The following is an 18,470-nucleotide window of genomic DNA, read 5'->3' on the forward strand; positions in this document are numbered from 1 at the left end:
TTCGAGTATGCGTTGAACTGTCCGTGTCCGGCTACAACGTATTTAATTTGAACAATATTATTATTTCACAAATTGGAGGTGTAGCAACACATGGCAAATATTAAGTCTGCTAAGAAGCGTGTTCAGGTAACAGCTGTTAAGACTGAGCGCAATAAGGCAATCAGATCAGAGGTTAAGACATACGTTAAGCGTGTTGAGGCTGCTGTTGAGAAGAAGGATAAGGCACTTGCTGAGTCTGAGCTTAAGGCTGCTATCAAGGTTATCGAGATGGCTGGTTCAAAGGGTGTTTATCATGACAACACTGTTAGCCGTAAGGTATCTCGTCTTACAAAGCTTGTAAACACACTTGCTTAATTAATTTAAATATTATAATAGCCTAGGGTCCCGTCAGCCCCAGGCTATTTTTTTACCTATTTTTATGTTATAGATTCATTCAAAACCTCTGCCAAATCATTCTGCCAGTACTCTCCTGTTTTAACCTTGGTAAGTGTTTTCTCCGAACGTTTACCACTAGCTCTTTCCATCTGCTTAATAGCGATGTATCTCTGAAGAAATGCAGCGTGTTCAGCAGAGATGACACATCCGCAAACCTCAGCTCCAGAGGATATGATTCGTTTGTTCAGAACCTTACCCTCAAAAGCGCCAACAACCCTATCATCCTCATCATCGGCAAGTTCTGACAGATGCAGCACGATAGGCATTCCTGGCTCAATTTCCAAACCTTCTGGTTTAACAAAACTCATTCCACAGTAAGATATATCACGTACAACAGCCTTAAACCTCTCACCGTTAAGTTCAATATCCATTTGCTTATCTAGGTTAAGTCTAACGCCACGTCGTCTGTTAAACTTCTCTCCATCTTCTCGGGCTGAGAAAATAATATGAATAACCTTTCCTGTGGTAAGAGTCACCTTGAAAATCTTAACATTTTTCCATCTAAAAACACCAACGGATGTAACCGCAAGCAGCTCCGTATCTGATAAATGATTACCTTTAAAAGACACCTCGACAATCTTTTCTTGAAGATGAGTTAGGATATTTTCAATAGGAACAACTCTAGTCCCATATTTATCAAACAACTCCTTATGCTCCGCCTCTGATAAAGAGGCGTACTCAGCCGGCAACTCTATCTTTTTTTTGCCTAACATGGCTGTAATAGTTAGAGATGCCAAAGAATTTATATCTGAAATTAAAAACTTAGTAGTGTCTTTCGTACTCATATTTGTATTATAACAGAAAAACTTCACGTAATATGCATATTTTCTTCTTAATTGAATAGTATAGTTATAAAAGGGTAATGTTGTAAAATGAGGATTTGTCTATGAAACAGTATAATTATGAGCTTACAAGTATTGATCAGGCTCATAACGCAATTAATAATATATTTGAACAAATAGCTGATATTCCTTACTCTTCAATTTTATTCCATCTATACACTATTCAATTTAACCAAGAGGAAATTAAGGAGTTACAGCAGCTTATTATAGACTCTTTTCCTTCTGCACAGATATGTGGAACAACCACTAATGGAGATATTTGTGACGGTCACTTGGCAGAATACGGTCTTGTTATGGCGGTGTCACTTTTTGAAAGCACAAAAACAGAAGTACAACTTATTGAGTGCCAGCCAGGTGATGAATCTCAGGTAGGATTAAAGGTACAGCAAATAATAGATGCCACTGACAATATTAAGGCTGCTGAAATTCTAATTACCTTAAAATCAATTAACAGCCACACTATCCTTGACCTAACAGAAAAGTGTCACAAGGATATTGCGGTATTTGGAGGAGGAAGTTCTTCAATAGATGTTGCTAGTACAGATACTATGGTTATTAGCAATGAGGATATCTGTCATAATGGCGTTTTATTAATAACATATTCTGGAGATGATTTTAATATTGATATACACCATGCTATAGGTTGGAAACCACTTGGAAAAACTCTTACTGCTACTAAAATCGTTGGTAAACGTTTATACGAGCTGGATAATGTTCCTGCCGGAAAAATATATAGTAAATACTTAGACATTCAGCCAGATGAGGATTTCTTTAATAATATACTTGAATTTCCTATTATGTCCTACCAACACGGAAATGAAGTGCTTCGTCTACCATTCTCCTGCAATCGAGACGATGGTTCAATTATACTGGCAGCAGATATTGATGAAGGAACACCTATTAACCTTTCCTATGGTGACCCTGAGGTAATTAGAGCTGATGTAAACGAACTTAAAAATATCGTGGAGGATTTTGCTCCTCAAGCTGTATTTTTATATAGCTGTGGAGTTAGACGTTTATACTGGAAATATTTAATAAACAAAGAAACAGGTATTTTCTCTTCTATCGCACCAGTATGTGGTTTCTATTCAAGTGGCGAAATAATGCGTATAGGTGACTATATTGTGGAACACCATGTTACCTTGATTGCAATAAGTATGCGTGAAGGCGGAAAAGCTATAGCTCAACCAACAGGAAACGGTGATAAAAAGCTCCCAATGACCGCTGAACAAAAAATGCATTCTCAGATTTCAATGGTACGACGCCTGGCAAACTTTATTAATGTAACTGCTGCCGAGTTACAGGAAGCAAATGATAAGCTCCAGGAAATGGCTGATACTGATGAATTAACAGGCTTCTATAATAGACGTATGTTAGATAAACTCCTTTCAGATGCAATTTATAGAGCCAATAAGTACAATATAAAAATGTCGCTAGGAATAATTGATATTGATGATTTCAAAGAGGTTAATGACACCTATGGACATGATGCAGGTGATATAGTATTAAAAGAGCTATCTAAAGCAATGTTTCATGAGGTTGATAAACTACCAAGTGGAATATTCGGCCGCTGGGGAGGCGAAGAATTTCTATTCTTAGCTCCAACTCTAGAACTGGATAAAATAGCTGCGAATATTGAAGCTGCAAGAAAAAGAGTTTCATCAATTGAAATCGATGGCATAGGTATTAGAACTATAAGCATAGGTGTCACAGAATTCGCACCTGGAGATACCTGGGAAACAGTATTTAAGCGAGCTGATGAAGCCCTATACGAAGCCAAAAATTCCGGAAAGAATAAGATGTGTATAAAATAAAAAAACGCTGGGAAGGTCAACCCTTTCCAGCGTATTTCATTATAATCAATTCAACAGCAAGCTTTTCGTCTAGAAGACCAGTCTTAACCTGTTGCTCGTATGTAGCCGCATCCTTAAGAAGATCTTTTATTTCTTTTGCTGAAAAATTATTTACTAGCTGCAGAGTTCTCTTTACCGCAAAATCTGGAGAACCAACCTTTCTTGCAATAGAGCTTACGCTATCTCCAAAACCTGAAAGCTCTTTAATCACCTTCATCTGTCTAAACTGACGAACAATCATATAAAGCACCCTCATAGGAGGTTCTTTTGCCGCAAGCATATCCTGATATAAATCAAGAGTTTTATGAAGATCCTTTGCAGCAATTGCATTTATCATGTCAAAGATTTTGGTTTCAACTCTAGCAATGCAGATTGCGTTAACATCCTCTAAAGTGATTTGTGGTCTATCTCCAACATAGGTAATAAGCTTTTCAAGCTCACGAGCCATATTATCCATACTGTCGTGAGTCATAATAAGAAACTGACTCCAAGCTTCCTTTTTCATTTGCTTTCCAGAATCTTTAAGCATTCCGCCAACCCACTTAGCCAAATCAGACTCATTAGGCATATTTATCTCTATATCACGGCCAGCAGCCTTTGCAGCCTTATAAAGCTTTCCTCGCTTGTCTGCTGTAGGCTCTACAAAGATAAAGGTAGTAAAATCCGGAATGGTAGAAAGATATTCCCCCAGCTTTTCAGGCATCTTCTTTCCAAAGCCGCTATTCTCAATAAGAATCACTCTTCTATCAGCAAAAAAGGGCATTGTCTCTGCCTGATCTATCACCTGCAATTCATTAATACCGCTATCCTGATACTTGGAGAAATTCATTGTATCTCCTTCATTAACAAGAGCAGCTAACAATTTATTGCGGTATTGAAGCTTCAGATAATCTTCTTCACCATAAAGCAAATATAAGTTTTGAAATTGTCCACTATTTATGTCTTCATCAATTCGTCTCATAGATAAGAGTATACCTTAATTTCATGGTCCTTAAAAGTGTTCATTATGCTTTTGCAGCATCACAAATAAGCTTAACACAATTATCAATTCCTAGGGTAGAACTCTTCACTGACAAATCATAATATGCAGCATTACCAAACTCTGTGTCAGTATAATATTTGCAGTATTTCTTTCTCATTTTGTCTACAGAATGAATTCTCTCAATAACCTTTTCTTCAGAAACACCAGGCATTTTTCCCATCATTCTATTAATTCTAAAATGTTCGGAGGCAGAAATAAACACATGTAAAGTATGATCATACTCTTTTAAGATAATGTTTGCGTTACGACCAACAATAACGCAGTTCCCCTTTTCGGCAACTTTTTTGATGGCTTCTGATTGAGCTCTAAAAAGCTTTTCATCAAGAGGCTTGTTATAAAAATCAAAAAGACTCTGACCAAAACCAAACTGCTTTGGTACCTTTTCATCGTAGAATCGCACTTCATCAGGCGTAAGGTTACCACTTTCAATGGCAGCTCTTACTATCATATCCTTATCGCAATAATAATAGCCTAATTCTTCTGCCACTTTCATTCCAATGGTGCTTCCACCAGCCCCGAACTGACGACTGATTGTAATTATGTTTTTCATACCCTCTCAAAGTCCCCTTTTATAATACTTTATTCAAGAAATCGATGGTTCTAGCTTCTTTAGGTGCTCCTAACACTTCCTGTGGAGTACCTTCTTCAATAATATAACCGCCATCCATAAAGATAACTCTATCTGCAACTTCTCTGGCAAAGCCCATTTCATGAGTAACAATAACCATGGTCATACCCTCGGCAGCCAAATCCTTCATTACTTGCAAAACTTCACCTACCATTTCTGGATCAAGAGCTGAAGTAGGCTCATCAAAAAGCATTATATCTGGCTGCATACATAGTGCACGTGCAATAGCCACACGCTGCTTCTGTCCACCTGAAAGCTGATTTGGATAGCTTTCTGCTTTCTCTGCCAAGCCAACTCTAGCAAGCATTTTCTTAGCACGTTCAACAGCTTCTTCCTTGGAGCATTTCTTTAACTGAACAGGTGCTAATGTAAGGTTATCAATAATGTTGAGATTATTAAATAGATTGAAATGCTGGAATACCATTCCAATGTTTTCCCTAACCTTATTGATATTTACATTTTTATAAACAATATCTTCATCATTAATAATGATGCTACCGCCCGTAGGCTTTTCAAGCTTGTTAAGGCATCTTAAAAAGGTGGATTTACCTGAACCAGAAGGTCCGATAATACAAAGCACCTCGCCCTTGTGTACATCAGTACTAATATCCTTTAAAACCTCTAGTTCTCCAAAGGTTTTCTTAAGATTTTTTACACTAATCTTTACTTCATTCTTATCTACCAACGTTTAGCCTCCTCTCAACAACCTTTGCACTGCGTGAAAGGATTGTGATGACAATCAAGTACATAATTCCAACGATTGCCCATGTCTGGAAAGACATAAATGTATTAGCCTGAACATTTTTTGCAGTGTTAACAAGTTCAGGGAAACCGATAACTGAAAGGATGGATGTATCCTTCAATGTAATAATAAACTGATTAATAAAGGTAGGAATCATTGTTCTGATAGCCTGTGGCAAAACTACCTTTCTCATAGCCTGACCATATGTGAGACCTAATGAACGTGCAGCTTCCATCTGACCAATATCAACAGACTGAATACCTGCACGAATAATCTCTGCCATATAAGCGCCACAGTTTAACGCAAGACATGCTGTACCAGCCTGAAGCGCAGTTAGATTCATAGAGAACCCACCAATAATATTATTAAATAAATATGGAATACCAAAGTAAATAAAGAATGCCAAAACAATCATAGGCACTCCTCGAATAACATCAACGAAAATCTGAGAGATTACATTGCATACTCGGTTCTTAAGCACTCCCATAATTCCGAAAATCATACCAATGATGCAGGCAAAGAATAATCCTAATAAAGCCAACAGCAAGGTTCGTCCCAATGCAATCGTAAGCATAGGACCATATCCTGTAATAATCTTAATCATAAAATTAAACCTTTCTAAAAATAATATGGGCAAGGCAATTATATACCCTACCCATACAAAACTCAAAGACTATTATTCGCCTAAGTACTTGGCAATAATCTCATCATATTTGCCGTTTGCCTTAATATTCTTAAGACCGGCATTGAACATATCAACAAGTTCCTGATTGTCTGCATTAAAGATTGCAAAACCATAAGATGCAGGGTCGTTACCAGTGCCATCAACTATTTTCATAGCGATGCCTGTGTCTTTGATGTTTGAAGCCATGATAGGGGTATCATCGAAGCAAGCGGCAACCTGCCCACCTACAACTGCCTGATACATTGTTGGTGAATCCTCAAAATATGTAACTGTGAAGCCATACTCACTAGAAAGACTCTCTGCGTAAGTAGCACTCATTGTACCTGTCTTTACAGCAACTGATTTTCCAGATAAATCCTCAAAGCCTTTAATATCTGAAGAAGACTCTACTGCCATACTCTGATTTGCATCGTAATATCCATCAGAGAAAATCCAGCCTGAATCTTTTCTCTCATCTGTGATAGATGCTCCGGCAATCATACCATCTGCCTGACCAGCCTGGCATGCTGCAATAGATGCATCCCAGCCAAGAACCTGAACTTCGTACTTGAAGCCCTGATCCTCCGCAATAGCTGCAAGAATATCCATATCAATTCCCACAAAATCACCATTATCTGCTGTGTACTCAAATGGTTTGAAAGATGTATCTGTAGCGATTTTCCATACCTTATCTGATGAAGCTGACTGATTATCAGAAGCTCCTTTGTCTGATGCGCCGCCACAAGCAACTAAAGACAACGCCATAATACCTGTTAATAATCCACTAATAAGTCTTTTTCTCATAAGGTTTCTCCTTTTCAATATATTTACAAGCATCCGTAGATACTTATAGCATCTTTACCAATTAGCATTTATTGCTTTTGGTTATTTTATCATAAAAGTAAGCCTAACTACAATTACAATACTTCTAAGATTCTATCAGCAATATATTTCATACCTGCATCATTAGGGTGCTTCAAGACTGCCTGATTTTTAACTGTATGATACTTTCCGTCATCACCAAGTACCTTTGAGCCACTAGCTGCGCGATAAGCAGCTTTTCCTCTGATTGCAGAAATATCAGCATAACCACAACCCTGCTTAGCTGCAACATCCTTTTTTGCAGCATCACGGCCACTTCTATACCAATAGTCACCAACCACAACAACCCTTGCATTAGGCTGAGCTGTCTTTACATAAGAAACCAATTTATTAAAATCCTTTTTAAAGGTGGTCATGTTATTAACATTCTCACCAAGCTGGATGATTACCAAATCATACTGATTTGCAAGCTTAGAATCAAACTTTGACAACTGTCTGTTTCTTGCTGAGCTTGTTTCCCAACTTTGAACAGAAATGATATCTAAACTTGTGTTCTGATATTTTTGAGCAAGTCCTACCTGAACCTGATGTACATAATCCTTATCCATGCTAGAAGCTGCCATACCCCAAGAACCCCACCAATAACCACACACTGGATGTAAAGTAATTGAGTTTCCAATGGCAAGAATATTGTATACGCCATCATCTATTACTTGTGGTGCTTTAGCTGTTGCATCTGGAGTTGCTCCAGGCTGCTCAGTTTGTTCTGTTGCAGGATTTGTAGACTGATTAGCCTGGGCCAATGCATTGGCTGCGTCCTGGGCATTAGCATATCTGCCTTCAGCCTTACCATAATTAACATAATGCCAATAAAGTGTCTGAGGGTCGTTTCCAAAGATGGCTACTACATCAGGATACTGACTAGCATAATATGTTGCATCAAAAGCTGTTTCAGTTGAAGCTGCCTCTTCAGTGCTTTGCTTAGTCTCCTCTGCCCTAACAGCCTGAGATGGAACGAGTGCCATTCCCATTACCATGGTAGATACTGTAAGTGCTAAAAGTGTTTTCTTAATTCTAGTTGTAAAATTCTTATTTGTAATCATCACCTATCACCTTTACTTTTAAATCTCGTTTCCAAAGGATGGAATAAAACTTTCCTTTGCAACTTTTCTATCTTGTATAAATGCCTGATCAACGCCTAAGGCTATAGCATAATCAATTACCGATTCGTATTCACGTTTTGTAACACGACGATTTAATTCAGGATATGTATCCTTAATTTGTGGCATAGGAGTATATTGACTCATAATGCTCATATAAATGCTATTTCCATAGGTTTCAAACAGATACTTTATTATAGCCTTTGAATCCCTAGTATGTCTAGGTAATAATAGCTGTCGTACTATAACTCCTGATTGAATAAAGCCACGATCATCAAAAATCACCTGTGGACATTGACGCACCATTTCATCTATGGCGACCTTTGCTACTTCAGGATAATCAGCTGCTTTAGAGTAAGTTTTAGCCAATGAGCTATCCCAATACTTAAAATCCGGCAAATACGCATTTACGATACCATCAAGCATTTTCAAGCTTTCTACCTTTTCATAACCACTAGTATTATAAATAATTGGAATATTTAACCCATGAGCTCTAGCCCTAGTAACAGATTCTACTATCGCAGGTATATAATGTGTACCTGTAACAAGATTAATGTTATTAGCTCCCTTAGCTTGTAAATCAAGATATACCTGAGACAGCTGTTCTATTGTAATTTCTTTGCCTACCAAACCGTGACTAATTTCTTCATTCTGACAAAATACACAGTGGAGCGGACATCCACTGAAGAATACCGCTCCACTACCATTTTCACCAGAAATGCATGGCTCCTCCCAATAGTGAAGAGCAGCCCTAGCCACCTTAACAGTGGATGAAACCTGACATACACCACGTGAATTATCTCGGTTGACTCCGCAGTTTCTAGGGCAAAGATTGCATTTACTGTAGAAGTTCATTATTGAAATACCTCAAGGGAAAGCCTATTTACGTCCCTTTGTCTTAATCTCGTTTACAATAAGCTCTACAAACTCATCAAACTTAACTGTTGTAGTGCCCTGCTCACCGTGAAGTCTGTAAGATACAGTTCCCTCAGCCTCTTCATTCTTACCAAGAACTGCAAGGTAAGGAACCTTCTGAATCTGAGCCTCACGCATCTTGTAACCAAGCTTCTCTGAACGTGTATCAAACTCTACACGAACATCTGCGTCTGCAAGTGCATCAACAAGCTTCTGTGAGTATGCATTAAGATCAGCATCATCATTCTTAACTGGAAGAACCTTAACCTGTGTAGGAGCAAGCCATGTTGGAAGGTTACCCTTTGTCTCCTCAAGAATGTATGCCATAAATCTATCAAGTGATCCAAGAATAGCTCTGTGGATTACTACTGGTGTCTGTTTGTTAGAATCAGCATCTGTGTATGTAAGATCAAACTTAGCTGGAAGGCAGAAATCAAGCTGACATGTAGAAAGTGTGATTTCATTACCAATAGCTGGCTTAACATTTACATCAAGCTTTGGACCGTAGAAGGCAGCCTCACCGATTTCTTCTGTGAACTCAATACCGATTTCTGTAAGAGTCTCACGAAGAGCCTGCTCTGCTGTGTTCCACATCTCATCATCCTGATGATATTTCTTTGTATCTGCAGGATCACGAAGTGAAAGAACACATCTGTAATCTGTGATACCAAAATCCTCGTATGTGCTGAAGATAAGGTCGCATACGCTCTTAACCTCATCCTTAATCTGCTCCATTGTACAGAAGATATGTGAATCGTTCTGGCAGAAGTGACGTCCTCTCTCAATACCCTTAAGAGTTCCTGAAGACTCGAAACGGAAATCATGAGCGATCTCAGCGATACGGATAGGAAGCTCCTTATATGAGTGTGGACGGTTTGCAAAAATTCTCATGTGGTGTGGGCAGTTCATAGGACGAAGAACGAAGTTCTCTCCCTCAACTTCCATAGCTGGGAACATGTTCTCCTTGTAGTGATCCCAGTGACCCGATGTCTGGTAAAGCTGAACTGTACCAACGCAAGGTGTCATAACGTGGAGGTAACCAAGCTTACGCTCCTTGTTACGGATGTAGTTCTCAAGCTCTGTCCAGATTGTATAACCATTTGGAAGATACATTGGAAGACCACGACCGATAAGATCATCAGCCATGAAAAGCTGCATATCCTTACCAATCTTTCTGTGATCGCGCTCCTTAGCTTCCTCAAGAAGTGCAAGGTGCTCATCAAGTGCCTCCTGTGTTGGGAAGCAAACACCGTATACACGGTTAAGAACCTGGTTCTCAGCATCGCCCTTCCAGTAAGCACCAGAGTGCTTAATAAGCTTGAAGTAACGGCAAAGCTTAACATTATCTACGTGAGGTCCACGGCAAAGATCAGTGAAATCACCCTGATCGTAGCATGAAATTGTCTGTGTATCCTCATCCATATTATTAATAAGATCAATCTTGTATGGGTCGTCCTTGAACATCTCAAGAGCTTCAGCTTTAGAGATTTCTCTTCTGTAAATCTTGCAGCCAGACTTAGCTACCTTCTTCATTTCCTTTTCGATTTTAGCAATGTCCTCATCTGTGAGCATAACATCGCCAAGATCCATATCATAGTAGAAACCTTCCTCTACTACTGGGCCTACCCAAAACTTAGCGTTTGGATAAAGGTGCTTTACAGCCTGTGCCATCATGTGGGCACAAGAGTGATTGAGCATGTTTAAAGACTCATCTTCTTTGAAATTAACCATTGTTTTTCTCCTTTAAAATGAATGTGATTTTACCTACTGGTACTAAGGGTGTAAAACAAAAAAGCACCCATAGAACTGGCAATTCGCCAATCCTAAGGGTGCGAATAAACATTTCACACGGTTCCACCTTAGTGTTTCACTCATTTTGTCTTTAACGGAACTACCCGGAGACGCTTCCCTTTTATTAATAAAATAATAAGGTTCTACGTTCAGCTCGAGAATGGTGTTCATATAAGCTTCCACTAGACGCTTCCAGCCTAGGCGTCCTCTCTCTTAGCTTCCGCAAATACTACTGTTTCTGTCATCGCTTTTTCGTGTCTTATCCTAACATAAATTAAAGGATTTCTCAAGACACCAGTTTTTGTAATTTTAGTGTTTTATCCCTTATTTATGGTTCTAAAACAAAGTCACACCTTTTGAAGTATAGTTGCTAGAACCTAAAGATAAGGCTTTACCAATAATGGTATTGATTGAATCTGCACTGGAAGAAATGTTCTTCATATAATTTGAATCAGTGCCAAGTAGCTTCTGTATATCCATTACAGCTGCTGTCTCTAGCTTTTCTTGATTAAGCTCTAGTTTTTTGTCTATAGTCATGCTAATTCCAAGCTTTTCAAACTCGGCCCGCTTTTCCTTGAAAGCCTCTTCAAACTCTGTTTTGAAGCTATTATTAAGAGCGCCACCGCAGCTAGATAAATTTGAAATTGTGCTATTATAGGCTGTCACAAAATTGTTCACGCTCTTCAGTAGGTTTGTCTTATCATATTCTTTACCTTCTTCAGCAGTATACAATTCTTTCTTACCAAGCTTTTCTATAGCATCAACAAGATTAGTGGCTGCAGTATCAACGTTCTTATACTTGGCATTTGACTTGCCACCTGTAAGTCCCAAGGACTCCATCTTCTTTTGATATGCAGCTTCATTTTTAGATATCAACTGATTAATAAGAGGATTTCCGGTCTTGCCTTTATTTAGCATAGAAAGAAGACTCTGATTACTCTGATAATATTCCAGTGAATTATTGATTTTACTCATAAGTTTCACCTCATCCTTTTGACTTGGCACCATTTTTCTTTATGAATTATAAAAAAGCACTTTCCAAAGATTTTCCATCCTTGGAAAGTGCAATTTCTCCTACTCTTTATGTTTCGGTATCTTGACCTCTAAAGTTTATAGATGAGGTGAAACTTATTTTAACTGTTTATTCTTATTTGTTAGATATATGCTCCAAAACAGTTTTTACCCAACCCAACTCCCAATTAATTCGCACGTTAAGAATCTCAGCCTGCTGATTTAAAAGATTATCAATGGTTTCCTGCTTTGATGTCATAAGCTTCATAGTCTCGCAGTTTTCGTACATCTCATTATATTGAGAAACCTTGTTTTTGAATTCGTTTTTCATCATAGATGGTACACCGTCCTGGGAAAAAACGATTTCTGCTCGTTCATGAAGCTGCATCATCTTGCTATATAATTCTTCTAGTTTTAACTTGTCCATTGTCTTTATCCTTCAATAATTGTATCAATAAGATTATCCTGCTTGTCATATACAAGCTTTACAGAAAAGAAATCTTCGCGCTCCTTTAGAAGGTTAAGGAAAACCAAATCCCCTTCCCAAAGGTTAAGACTAGGTACCTTATCAATATTAACCCAAGTAAGTTCACCTTCGTTACAATCAGAATTCAATTCTCCACTAAAATCTTCACTAGTAAATAGAATAGTATGCTCAGTCTCATCGCCTAAAACAAAGGTCAAATAGCCCCTGGTTTTCACACTATTAAGTGTGAGTCCAGTTTCTTCTAGAACCTCACGCTTTATACAATCTATTGGAGATTCACCTTCCTCAACATGACCTCCAACACCTATATATTTGCCAGCGTTAATATCCTGCTCCTTCTTGGTACGATGAAGCATAAGATATTGATTGTCTTTGATTAAGTAGCAAAGAGTTGTGATTCGCATATTGTGACCTTTCAACTATTCAAAGTATTTGAGCAATTCCTTGCAGCGTTCCAATGTCATGGACGCAACTGTGTCATTATACATAACAGGCTCAAATGTACCACCTTCAAATTCAGCTGCGTCTTTTTCAGCCTGTGCATCTCTATCCTTCAGCCACTGACGCTGTTCCGCAAGTGCTTTGTTATAGGTGTCCTCATCAACATTGTACTTTACCAATCTCCAAATATCATTAAGAGCATAATCAGCTTCTTTTACCTGAGCACCAGTTATCTCTACCATCTCTGGAGTTGCAGTTGCCTCCTGAAGCTGCTGCCCATAATAATCATAACTATTCTTTGCAGAATCATAACTACTCTGAGCTTCTTCCTTTGCACTCATTCTTTCACAAGTTGTAATACCCTGATTTTCATTAACATTAACAAGGGAAAATTTTTCTACAGTGTCCTTCTGATCCTGATAGTTTATAGACAACCACATCTGAAGCTCTTCATCCATTCCATCAACAGGCTTTCCAGGCAAGTATATCTGCACCTCTTTGGCATTGTTTAAAGCATAAGGCTCTGAAGGGATAAACAGCATTCCATCTTCAACATACTCATTCTGATCATTAGTCACTTTGATATCCTTCATAGTCATTGAGAAGGTATACTCATCAATCTTTTGAATATTTTCAAAATGTCCTTCATACTGACAGAAGTATACACTACCATTAGGATGTTCATCTGAAGTATCCCCCATCTCAGAATCATGATAGCTTCCATGGAAATACCCATCTTTTTCTATTGAGAAATCATCAGACCATCCACCAGCTCCACTTGAGAATGTATAATAATACTTTGATAAATCCTCAAAAGTGATGTCAGAACTATTGTCATCCTTATTGTCATCCGCTTTTTTAGCTTCAGCGCTATTATCACCGCTACTTCCTATACTTGCAGTACTACTATTATTGTTACCATTATTTTCATCAACACTGTTCTTATTCATTAAGAAATAAATGCCACAGCCTGCAAGTAACACTAAAGCTATTATTATTAATATTATGCTAATATTTCTCTGTTTTCTTTTGCTATGTCTCTTACTCATTTATTATCCCTTTCTAGTACACAAAAGCACCACTTAGTGTATTCTAATACAACAGTGGTGCTTTTACCATCTTAATTATAATTAAATAAAAGATTTATAAATCATTTTTAAACTGATCCCAGGCTTCAGGATTTCTTACATAGTAAATAGGACACTCTTTACCTGTGACATCATAGTGTCTAATAACATCGTCAGGTTCCATATAAAACTCATCCAATAGCCAATCAACAAGCTTGATTAAAGAAGCATAGGAAGCATCTGTAAACTTCCCCGATTCATCAGGATGGCAAACCTCAATAGATATTGTATCATGGTTTCTATCATTACTTGCAGATGAGCGCTCAATAAGTGGAACACATTGAATAATTTCTCCATCCATTCCAATTACAAAATGTGAGCATACATCGGAATCTTCATGATTGTAGTAATCTCTATTCTGCTGAGCAGTAGTGTCTGGATTTCCTACATAATGAACAACTATATTATTTAAGCCATCAAGCCTAAGACCTGTTCTAGATGGATTACCCTCATCGATATATTGCACATCAATCCACTCAGGAGTTTCAATATTCTCTGCTATCTCTAATCTATCTCTATGATAAAAATGTATATATCCAAGAAAAGCTAAACCAATAATAAGAAGAATTTCTAAAAATAATAAAAATAGTTTTCTTTGTCTTTTTCGACGTCTTTCTCGTTGACGATTAATTCGTTTTTTTGAATATCTAGAAGTCATTATCCAAGCCTCTTTTTATTTATTACTAGTCTAAATTAATGATAGAAAATAACGTAATTATGTTATAGTATGTTATACACTAAATCAAACGTGTTTTCATTATTATTACTAATTTTAAATATCTATAATCAATAGTAAAAACCAATAGCCTATTCCTATATTTTTTTATTATGCATTACAAGAGATATTTCCTAATCTTCTCATCAGCTAGTTTTACATCAAGATCAACTCCATTAGTTTCAAATGAAATGATTAAATTATCCCCTAATACAAGTCCCGATTTTTCATATTTAGCCAATCTATCAAGATTTTTATCCGCATAATCTTTAGACGATGTCATTCCAAAATGCTCCCAATAATAAGTTTTTCTTTCTCTAACATTAAGAAGAACAAAATCAGGATAGCAATTCCAACCATTGTGCATTTTAAACTCTGGTTCATATTGGTATGGAATACCATACTTGTAAAATAAATCTGCAAGAATTTTTTCAGATTTAGACCTTACATCTCCCCCTCTCTCAGTAGGATATCTACTACTGAACTCCATATTATTTTGATATCCAGGATGGTTCTCATTCCATTCTTCAACATACTCTGTTTGATTAGTATATATAGGATGAATCAAAACTTTCTTTCCCTCACAACATGTTTCAGACAAATAATAAATAGAAGAATTATCATATTTATCTATGAAACCTGTAATTACTCTTTTTTGCTTCAATAATTCATTCCTAAGCTTTATAAAATAATCCTTCTGAGCAATGTTTTTCGCAAAATCAATATTCCTTTTAGGTATATATACTAGCTCACCTTCATTATTTCTATACCAGTATTGATTATAGCCATTGCCTTTTTTACATATTAATTTATAGGATTCCAGGTCTTTTAATTTTACTAGGTTATCTTCAACTTTAGCTAATTCTAGCTCAAGATCTTTTACCTCATTTTTTAGTATTTCTTTATTCATATTTCTTTTCCTTCTTCTTTGTACTGCAATTTACTACCTAAATATGCTTTCCGCCTACAGGTAGTACTCTCATTGTCCTTTTTACTACCTGTACAGAGTTTCTCTCCACAGGTAGTAATTTCAAGACCTCTTTTACTTTCTGTAGCAAAATTTTCTCTGCAGGTAGTAATCTCATAGACTCTTTTACTTCCTGTAACATGATTTTCTCTGCAGGTAGTAATCTCATAAACTCTTTTACTTCCTGTAACATGATTTTCTCTGCAGGTAGTAATCTCATAGACTCTTTTACTTCCTGTAGCAAAGTTTTCTTTGTAGGTAGTAATCTCATGGACTTTTCTACTACCTATACAGAATTTATCTCTACAAGCAGTAATCCCGTGGACTCTTTTACTTCCTGTAACATAATTTTCTCTGCAGATAGTAAATCCACATATGAAAAACTATTTTACAAATCTATTTACCCCATTTTTATCCACCCTAATCCTGCCAGATTTCATGGTGTAATAAACCTGAGCACCAGAAACTTCTATACGTTCAACAGCTTCATCTGCAGGATGACCATAGCGATTACGTTCAGCACAGCTGATAACTGCCACATCAGGAGATAAAACCTCCAGAAAATCTGAATCCGAGCTATATCTACTACCATGATGACTAACCTTTAATAAATTCACGTGATATTGACTGTTACAACCATCATTAGCGTATCCAGTCAAATCATAGGAAAGATTAGTTGACCTGGTACTTTCAAATTCCTTCAATAATCGATCAGCTACAATCCTCTCCTGCTCTGCAGCAAGGTCACCTCCCAAAAAGGCAGTGTAATCAACTTCACCATCAATGTTCTCATCATAAGACATTAGCAACGCTAATGATAAAGCGTTAACATCATCTCCAAAAACACCTACAGCATCTCTACCAGGATATAAACAAGTAAAGCTCAGATGCTTAGAGCCAATAATATCTCCCGGATTCATGTATAATATTTTTGTTTTATTATTATTTGCTAAGCTAACAATCTTCCAAAACACACTATTACCGCTAGAAATATCTCCTGCAAACAACTCTTTCTCACCCTTTGGTATATACTCCGTAAATACGATATTTTTAATCTCATATCCAGCTTCGAGCAACTCTATCAATCCAGAAATATGATCCTCATCTGTATGGGAAACAAACCAATAGTCTATACAGCCTACCCCTTTGTATTTCAAAAAAGGAAGAATGCTATACTGCCCAACTGATTCTGAGGATGTGCTTCCCCCATCAATAAAGAAATGCACACCATCACCTGAGTTTATATAAATTCCATCACCTTGTCCTACATCTAAAATATCAATTTCAAAGTTTCCTTTTCGTGGAAAGAGCCACATAGCAATAACAGCAACCATAAGCAATATGGATATTGTTAGTCTCCTTCTACATATCGAAAGAGACTTACTCCCTCTAACCAAGTACCGGCCCCCATAAATAACCACAACCAATCCAAAATAATACAATATAACCGCCACAAAAGAATGATGACCAACAATTATTGTAGAACCAGGAAGCCTTTGAACGTAGTCCGAAAGCAATTCATAACAGTAAATAATAAAATGTCCAATCATCAGAATTGGCTTTGCCAAAGGAAGATATATAATTCCTAAAAAGCCACCTAGTAAACCAATACCTAATAACACAGGCATAAAAGGTAGAACAACAACATTCACCACAACAGAGTATAACGGTGTTTGATAATATAGCTGAGTAACAATAGGTAACATAGCCGCAGTCATTCCAAAGGAAAAAATCAAGCCAGAGCAACTATACTGCAGCACTTTTCCAGGTAGCCTCTTTATAACTTTGATAAACCATAGGGCTTTTCTTCCTTCACTAGGAAGCTCCTTCAATTTATCCTTCCTGAAAAACAACTTACTATAGTTTTTATATTGTTCATTTAATGGAAGAACAATATAGACGATTCCAATAATCGCGCCAAAGGACATAATAAAACTGCCATTCTTCACATATAAAGGATTTTCCATCAACAATATCGTCGCCATAACTGATAATGCTGTTAATAAATCATAGCTTTCTCCAACAATTTGGGCTCCAAGATATATTAAAAACATTCCAATGGCTCGAATTGCCGAAACACTGCCGCCTGTAATGATTCCATAACCAACAGCAATTATTCCAGCAAACATACTGCTTACAAAGAAACCTAGCCCCCGTCGTCTTAAGAAATTATATAGTGCCATACATACCACCGATACATGCAAGCCCGAAACAGCAAGTATGTGTGCAATACCAACATTTTGAAATAAAGTCTTTAGATTATTATCAAGATCTCCTTTTTCTCCAATAACAACACTAGATAAAAAGCCTGCCTCCTCACCAGGTAAATACTCTTCAAATACCACTGAAAAAGCATGTCTAATTCTGTAGGAATAATCCATTCTTGCAACAGGAGTTACATTCACAACCTGCGACTTAGAATTAACTACTTCAAAATATAAACCTAGCGAATTATAATAATTCTTCATGTCAAATGAGCCGTCATTTCTTCCATTGGAAAACAGCTTTACATCACCCTCAATATTTACTTTACAATTATTTGGAATTAGTTTGGATTTACTTTTGAATATAAAAGAAGTGTTTTTAAGAATTCCTCTTCTGTTTTTCACAGAAGCATCTTTAACATAATAAACGATTTTATCGTTTTTTAATTCCTTGTGATATACGTACCCTTCGGCCTTTATATGCTCTCCAGTGGACAAAGAGCTTTCAGCTGCAAGAGCTTTATCATATACCCCCAGGAAATCCCAGGGGGCATATGTGCTTATTAGAATTAGCAGCAATATCAGCAAGGAAATCCTATAAAGGAAACGTCCTTTTAGCATTAT

The 18,470-nt window shown here is 37.1% G+C and carries 19 protein-coding genes; 2 read left to right on the forward strand and 17 right to left on the reverse strand.

Translation table 11 applies throughout. The features are described from left to right. The first annotated feature begins 90 nt into the window (after positions 1-90). On the forward strand, positions 91-354 hold the full coding sequence (gene rpsT / locus BLR54_RS02960; RefSeq protein ID WP_090416755.1) for a 30S ribosomal protein S20: 264 nt from the start codon (positions 91-93) through the stop codon (positions 352-354). 62 nt (positions 355-416) lie between these two features. Here rpsT and BLR54_RS02965 read toward each other — a convergent pair whose 3' ends face one another. Next, positions 417-1,148 (reverse strand): PilZ domain-containing protein, encoded by a 732-nt coding sequence (locus tag BLR54_RS02965; RefSeq protein WP_176761836.1) that lies wholly within the window; start codon positions 1,146-1,148, stop codon positions 417-419. Between the two features lie 173 nt (positions 1,149-1,321). Here BLR54_RS02965 and BLR54_RS02970 point away from each other — a divergent pair, with 173 nt between their 5' ends. Continuing rightward, entirely contained in the window at positions 1,322-3,091 is a 1,770-nt protein-coding gene (locus BLR54_RS02970) for a sensor domain-containing diguanylate cyclase (protein ID WP_090416759.1), read from the forward strand. Positions 3,092-3,107: 16 nt separating this feature from the next. On the opposite strand, the gene holA is transcribed toward BLR54_RS02970, so the two are convergent. The 16 genes from holA to BLR54_RS03050 form a co-directional block, all read right to left on the reverse strand. After that, the gene (gene holA, locus BLR54_RS02975; RefSeq protein ID WP_090416761.1) at positions 3,108-4,091 is read right to left on the reverse strand and encodes a DNA polymerase III subunit delta; all 984 of its coding nucleotides are present in this window, start codon (positions 4,089-4,091) and stop codon (positions 3,108-3,110) included. A 43-nt stretch (positions 4,092-4,134) separates the two neighbouring features. Continuing rightward, on the reverse strand, positions 4,135-4,722 hold the full coding sequence (locus BLR54_RS02980; protein ID WP_090416763.1) for a cytidylate kinase-like family protein: 588 nt from the start codon (positions 4,720-4,722) through the stop codon (positions 4,135-4,137). A 19-nt stretch (positions 4,723-4,741) separates the two neighbouring features. Continuing rightward, on the reverse strand, positions 4,742-5,485 hold the full coding sequence (locus tag BLR54_RS02985; RefSeq protein WP_090416765.1) for an amino acid ABC transporter ATP-binding protein: 744 nt from the start codon (positions 5,483-5,485) through the stop codon (positions 4,742-4,744). Continuing rightward, on the reverse strand, positions 5,475-6,146 hold the full coding sequence (locus BLR54_RS02990; protein ID WP_090416768.1) for an amino acid ABC transporter permease: 672 nt from the start codon (positions 6,144-6,146) through the stop codon (positions 5,475-5,477). Before BLR54_RS02990 ends, BLR54_RS02985 begins: the two co-directional genes overlap by 11 nt. 72 nt (positions 6,147-6,218) lie before the next feature. Further along, positions 6,219-7,010 (reverse strand): transporter substrate-binding domain-containing protein, encoded by a 792-nt coding sequence (locus BLR54_RS02995; RefSeq protein WP_090416770.1) that lies wholly within the window; start codon positions 7,008-7,010, stop codon positions 6,219-6,221. Between the two features lie 113 nt (positions 7,011-7,123). Beyond that, positions 7,124-8,131, reverse strand: coding sequence for an SGNH/GDSL hydrolase family protein (locus BLR54_RS03000; RefSeq protein ID WP_090416773.1), 1,008 nt, complete (start codon positions 8,129-8,131; stop codon positions 7,124-7,126). 18 nt (positions 8,132-8,149) lie between these two features. Continuing rightward, positions 8,150-9,043, reverse strand: coding sequence for a radical SAM protein (locus BLR54_RS03005; RefSeq protein WP_176761837.1), 894 nt, complete (start codon positions 9,041-9,043; stop codon positions 8,150-8,152). A 24-nt stretch (positions 9,044-9,067) separates the two neighbouring features. Then, a complete protein-coding gene (thrS, locus tag BLR54_RS03010; protein ID WP_090416777.1) occupies positions 9,068-10,834 on the reverse strand; it encodes a threonine--tRNA ligase in 1,767 nt (588 codons plus the stop codon). Between the two features lie 396 nt (positions 10,835-11,230). Continuing rightward, positions 11,231-11,869 carry a hypothetical protein gene (locus BLR54_RS03015; RefSeq protein WP_090416779.1) on the reverse strand — a complete coding sequence of 213 codons (639 nt, stop codon included), beginning with the start codon at positions 11,867-11,869 and terminating at the stop codon, positions 11,231-11,233. 172 nt (positions 11,870-12,041) lie between these two features. Beyond that, positions 12,042-12,332 carry a hypothetical protein gene (locus BLR54_RS03020; RefSeq protein WP_090416781.1) on the reverse strand — a complete coding sequence of 97 codons (291 nt, stop codon included), beginning with the start codon at positions 12,330-12,332 and terminating at the stop codon, positions 12,042-12,044. A gap of 5 nt (positions 12,333-12,337) precedes the next feature. Beyond that, positions 12,338-12,796, reverse strand: coding sequence for an NUDIX hydrolase (locus tag BLR54_RS03025; protein ID WP_090416783.1), 459 nt, complete (start codon positions 12,794-12,796; stop codon positions 12,338-12,340). A gap of 15 nt (positions 12,797-12,811) precedes the next feature. Beyond that, the gene (locus BLR54_RS03030; RefSeq protein WP_176761838.1) at positions 12,812-13,783 is read right to left on the reverse strand and encodes a lysozyme inhibitor LprI family protein; all 972 of its coding nucleotides are present in this window, start codon (positions 13,781-13,783) and stop codon (positions 12,812-12,814) included. 193 nt (positions 13,784-13,976) lie between these two features. Next, a complete protein-coding gene (locus BLR54_RS03035; protein ID WP_090416787.1) occupies positions 13,977-14,618 on the reverse strand; it encodes a peptidoglycan recognition protein family protein in 642 nt (213 codons plus the stop codon). Positions 14,619-14,793: 175 nt separating this feature from the next. After that, positions 14,794-15,585 (reverse strand): hypothetical protein, encoded by a 792-nt coding sequence (locus tag BLR54_RS03040; protein WP_090416790.1) that lies wholly within the window; start codon positions 15,583-15,585, stop codon positions 14,794-14,796. 37 nt (positions 15,586-15,622) lie between these two features. Then, entirely contained in the window at positions 15,623-15,862 is a 240-nt protein-coding gene (locus BLR54_RS03045) for a hypothetical protein (RefSeq protein WP_143008393.1), read from the reverse strand. Between the two features lie 163 nt (positions 15,863-16,025). After that, positions 16,026-18,467: a ComEC/Rec2 family competence protein gene (locus tag BLR54_RS03050; RefSeq protein WP_090416796.1), complete on the reverse strand. Its 2,442-nt coding sequence runs from the start codon at positions 18,465-18,467 to the stop codon at positions 16,026-16,028. Positions 18,468-18,470: the final 3 nt, after the last annotated feature.

It is taken from the genome of Pseudobutyrivibrio sp. YE44 (assembly GCF_900104335.1).
Classification (GTDB): Bacteria; Bacillota; Clostridia; order Lachnospirales; family Lachnospiraceae; genus Pseudobutyrivibrio.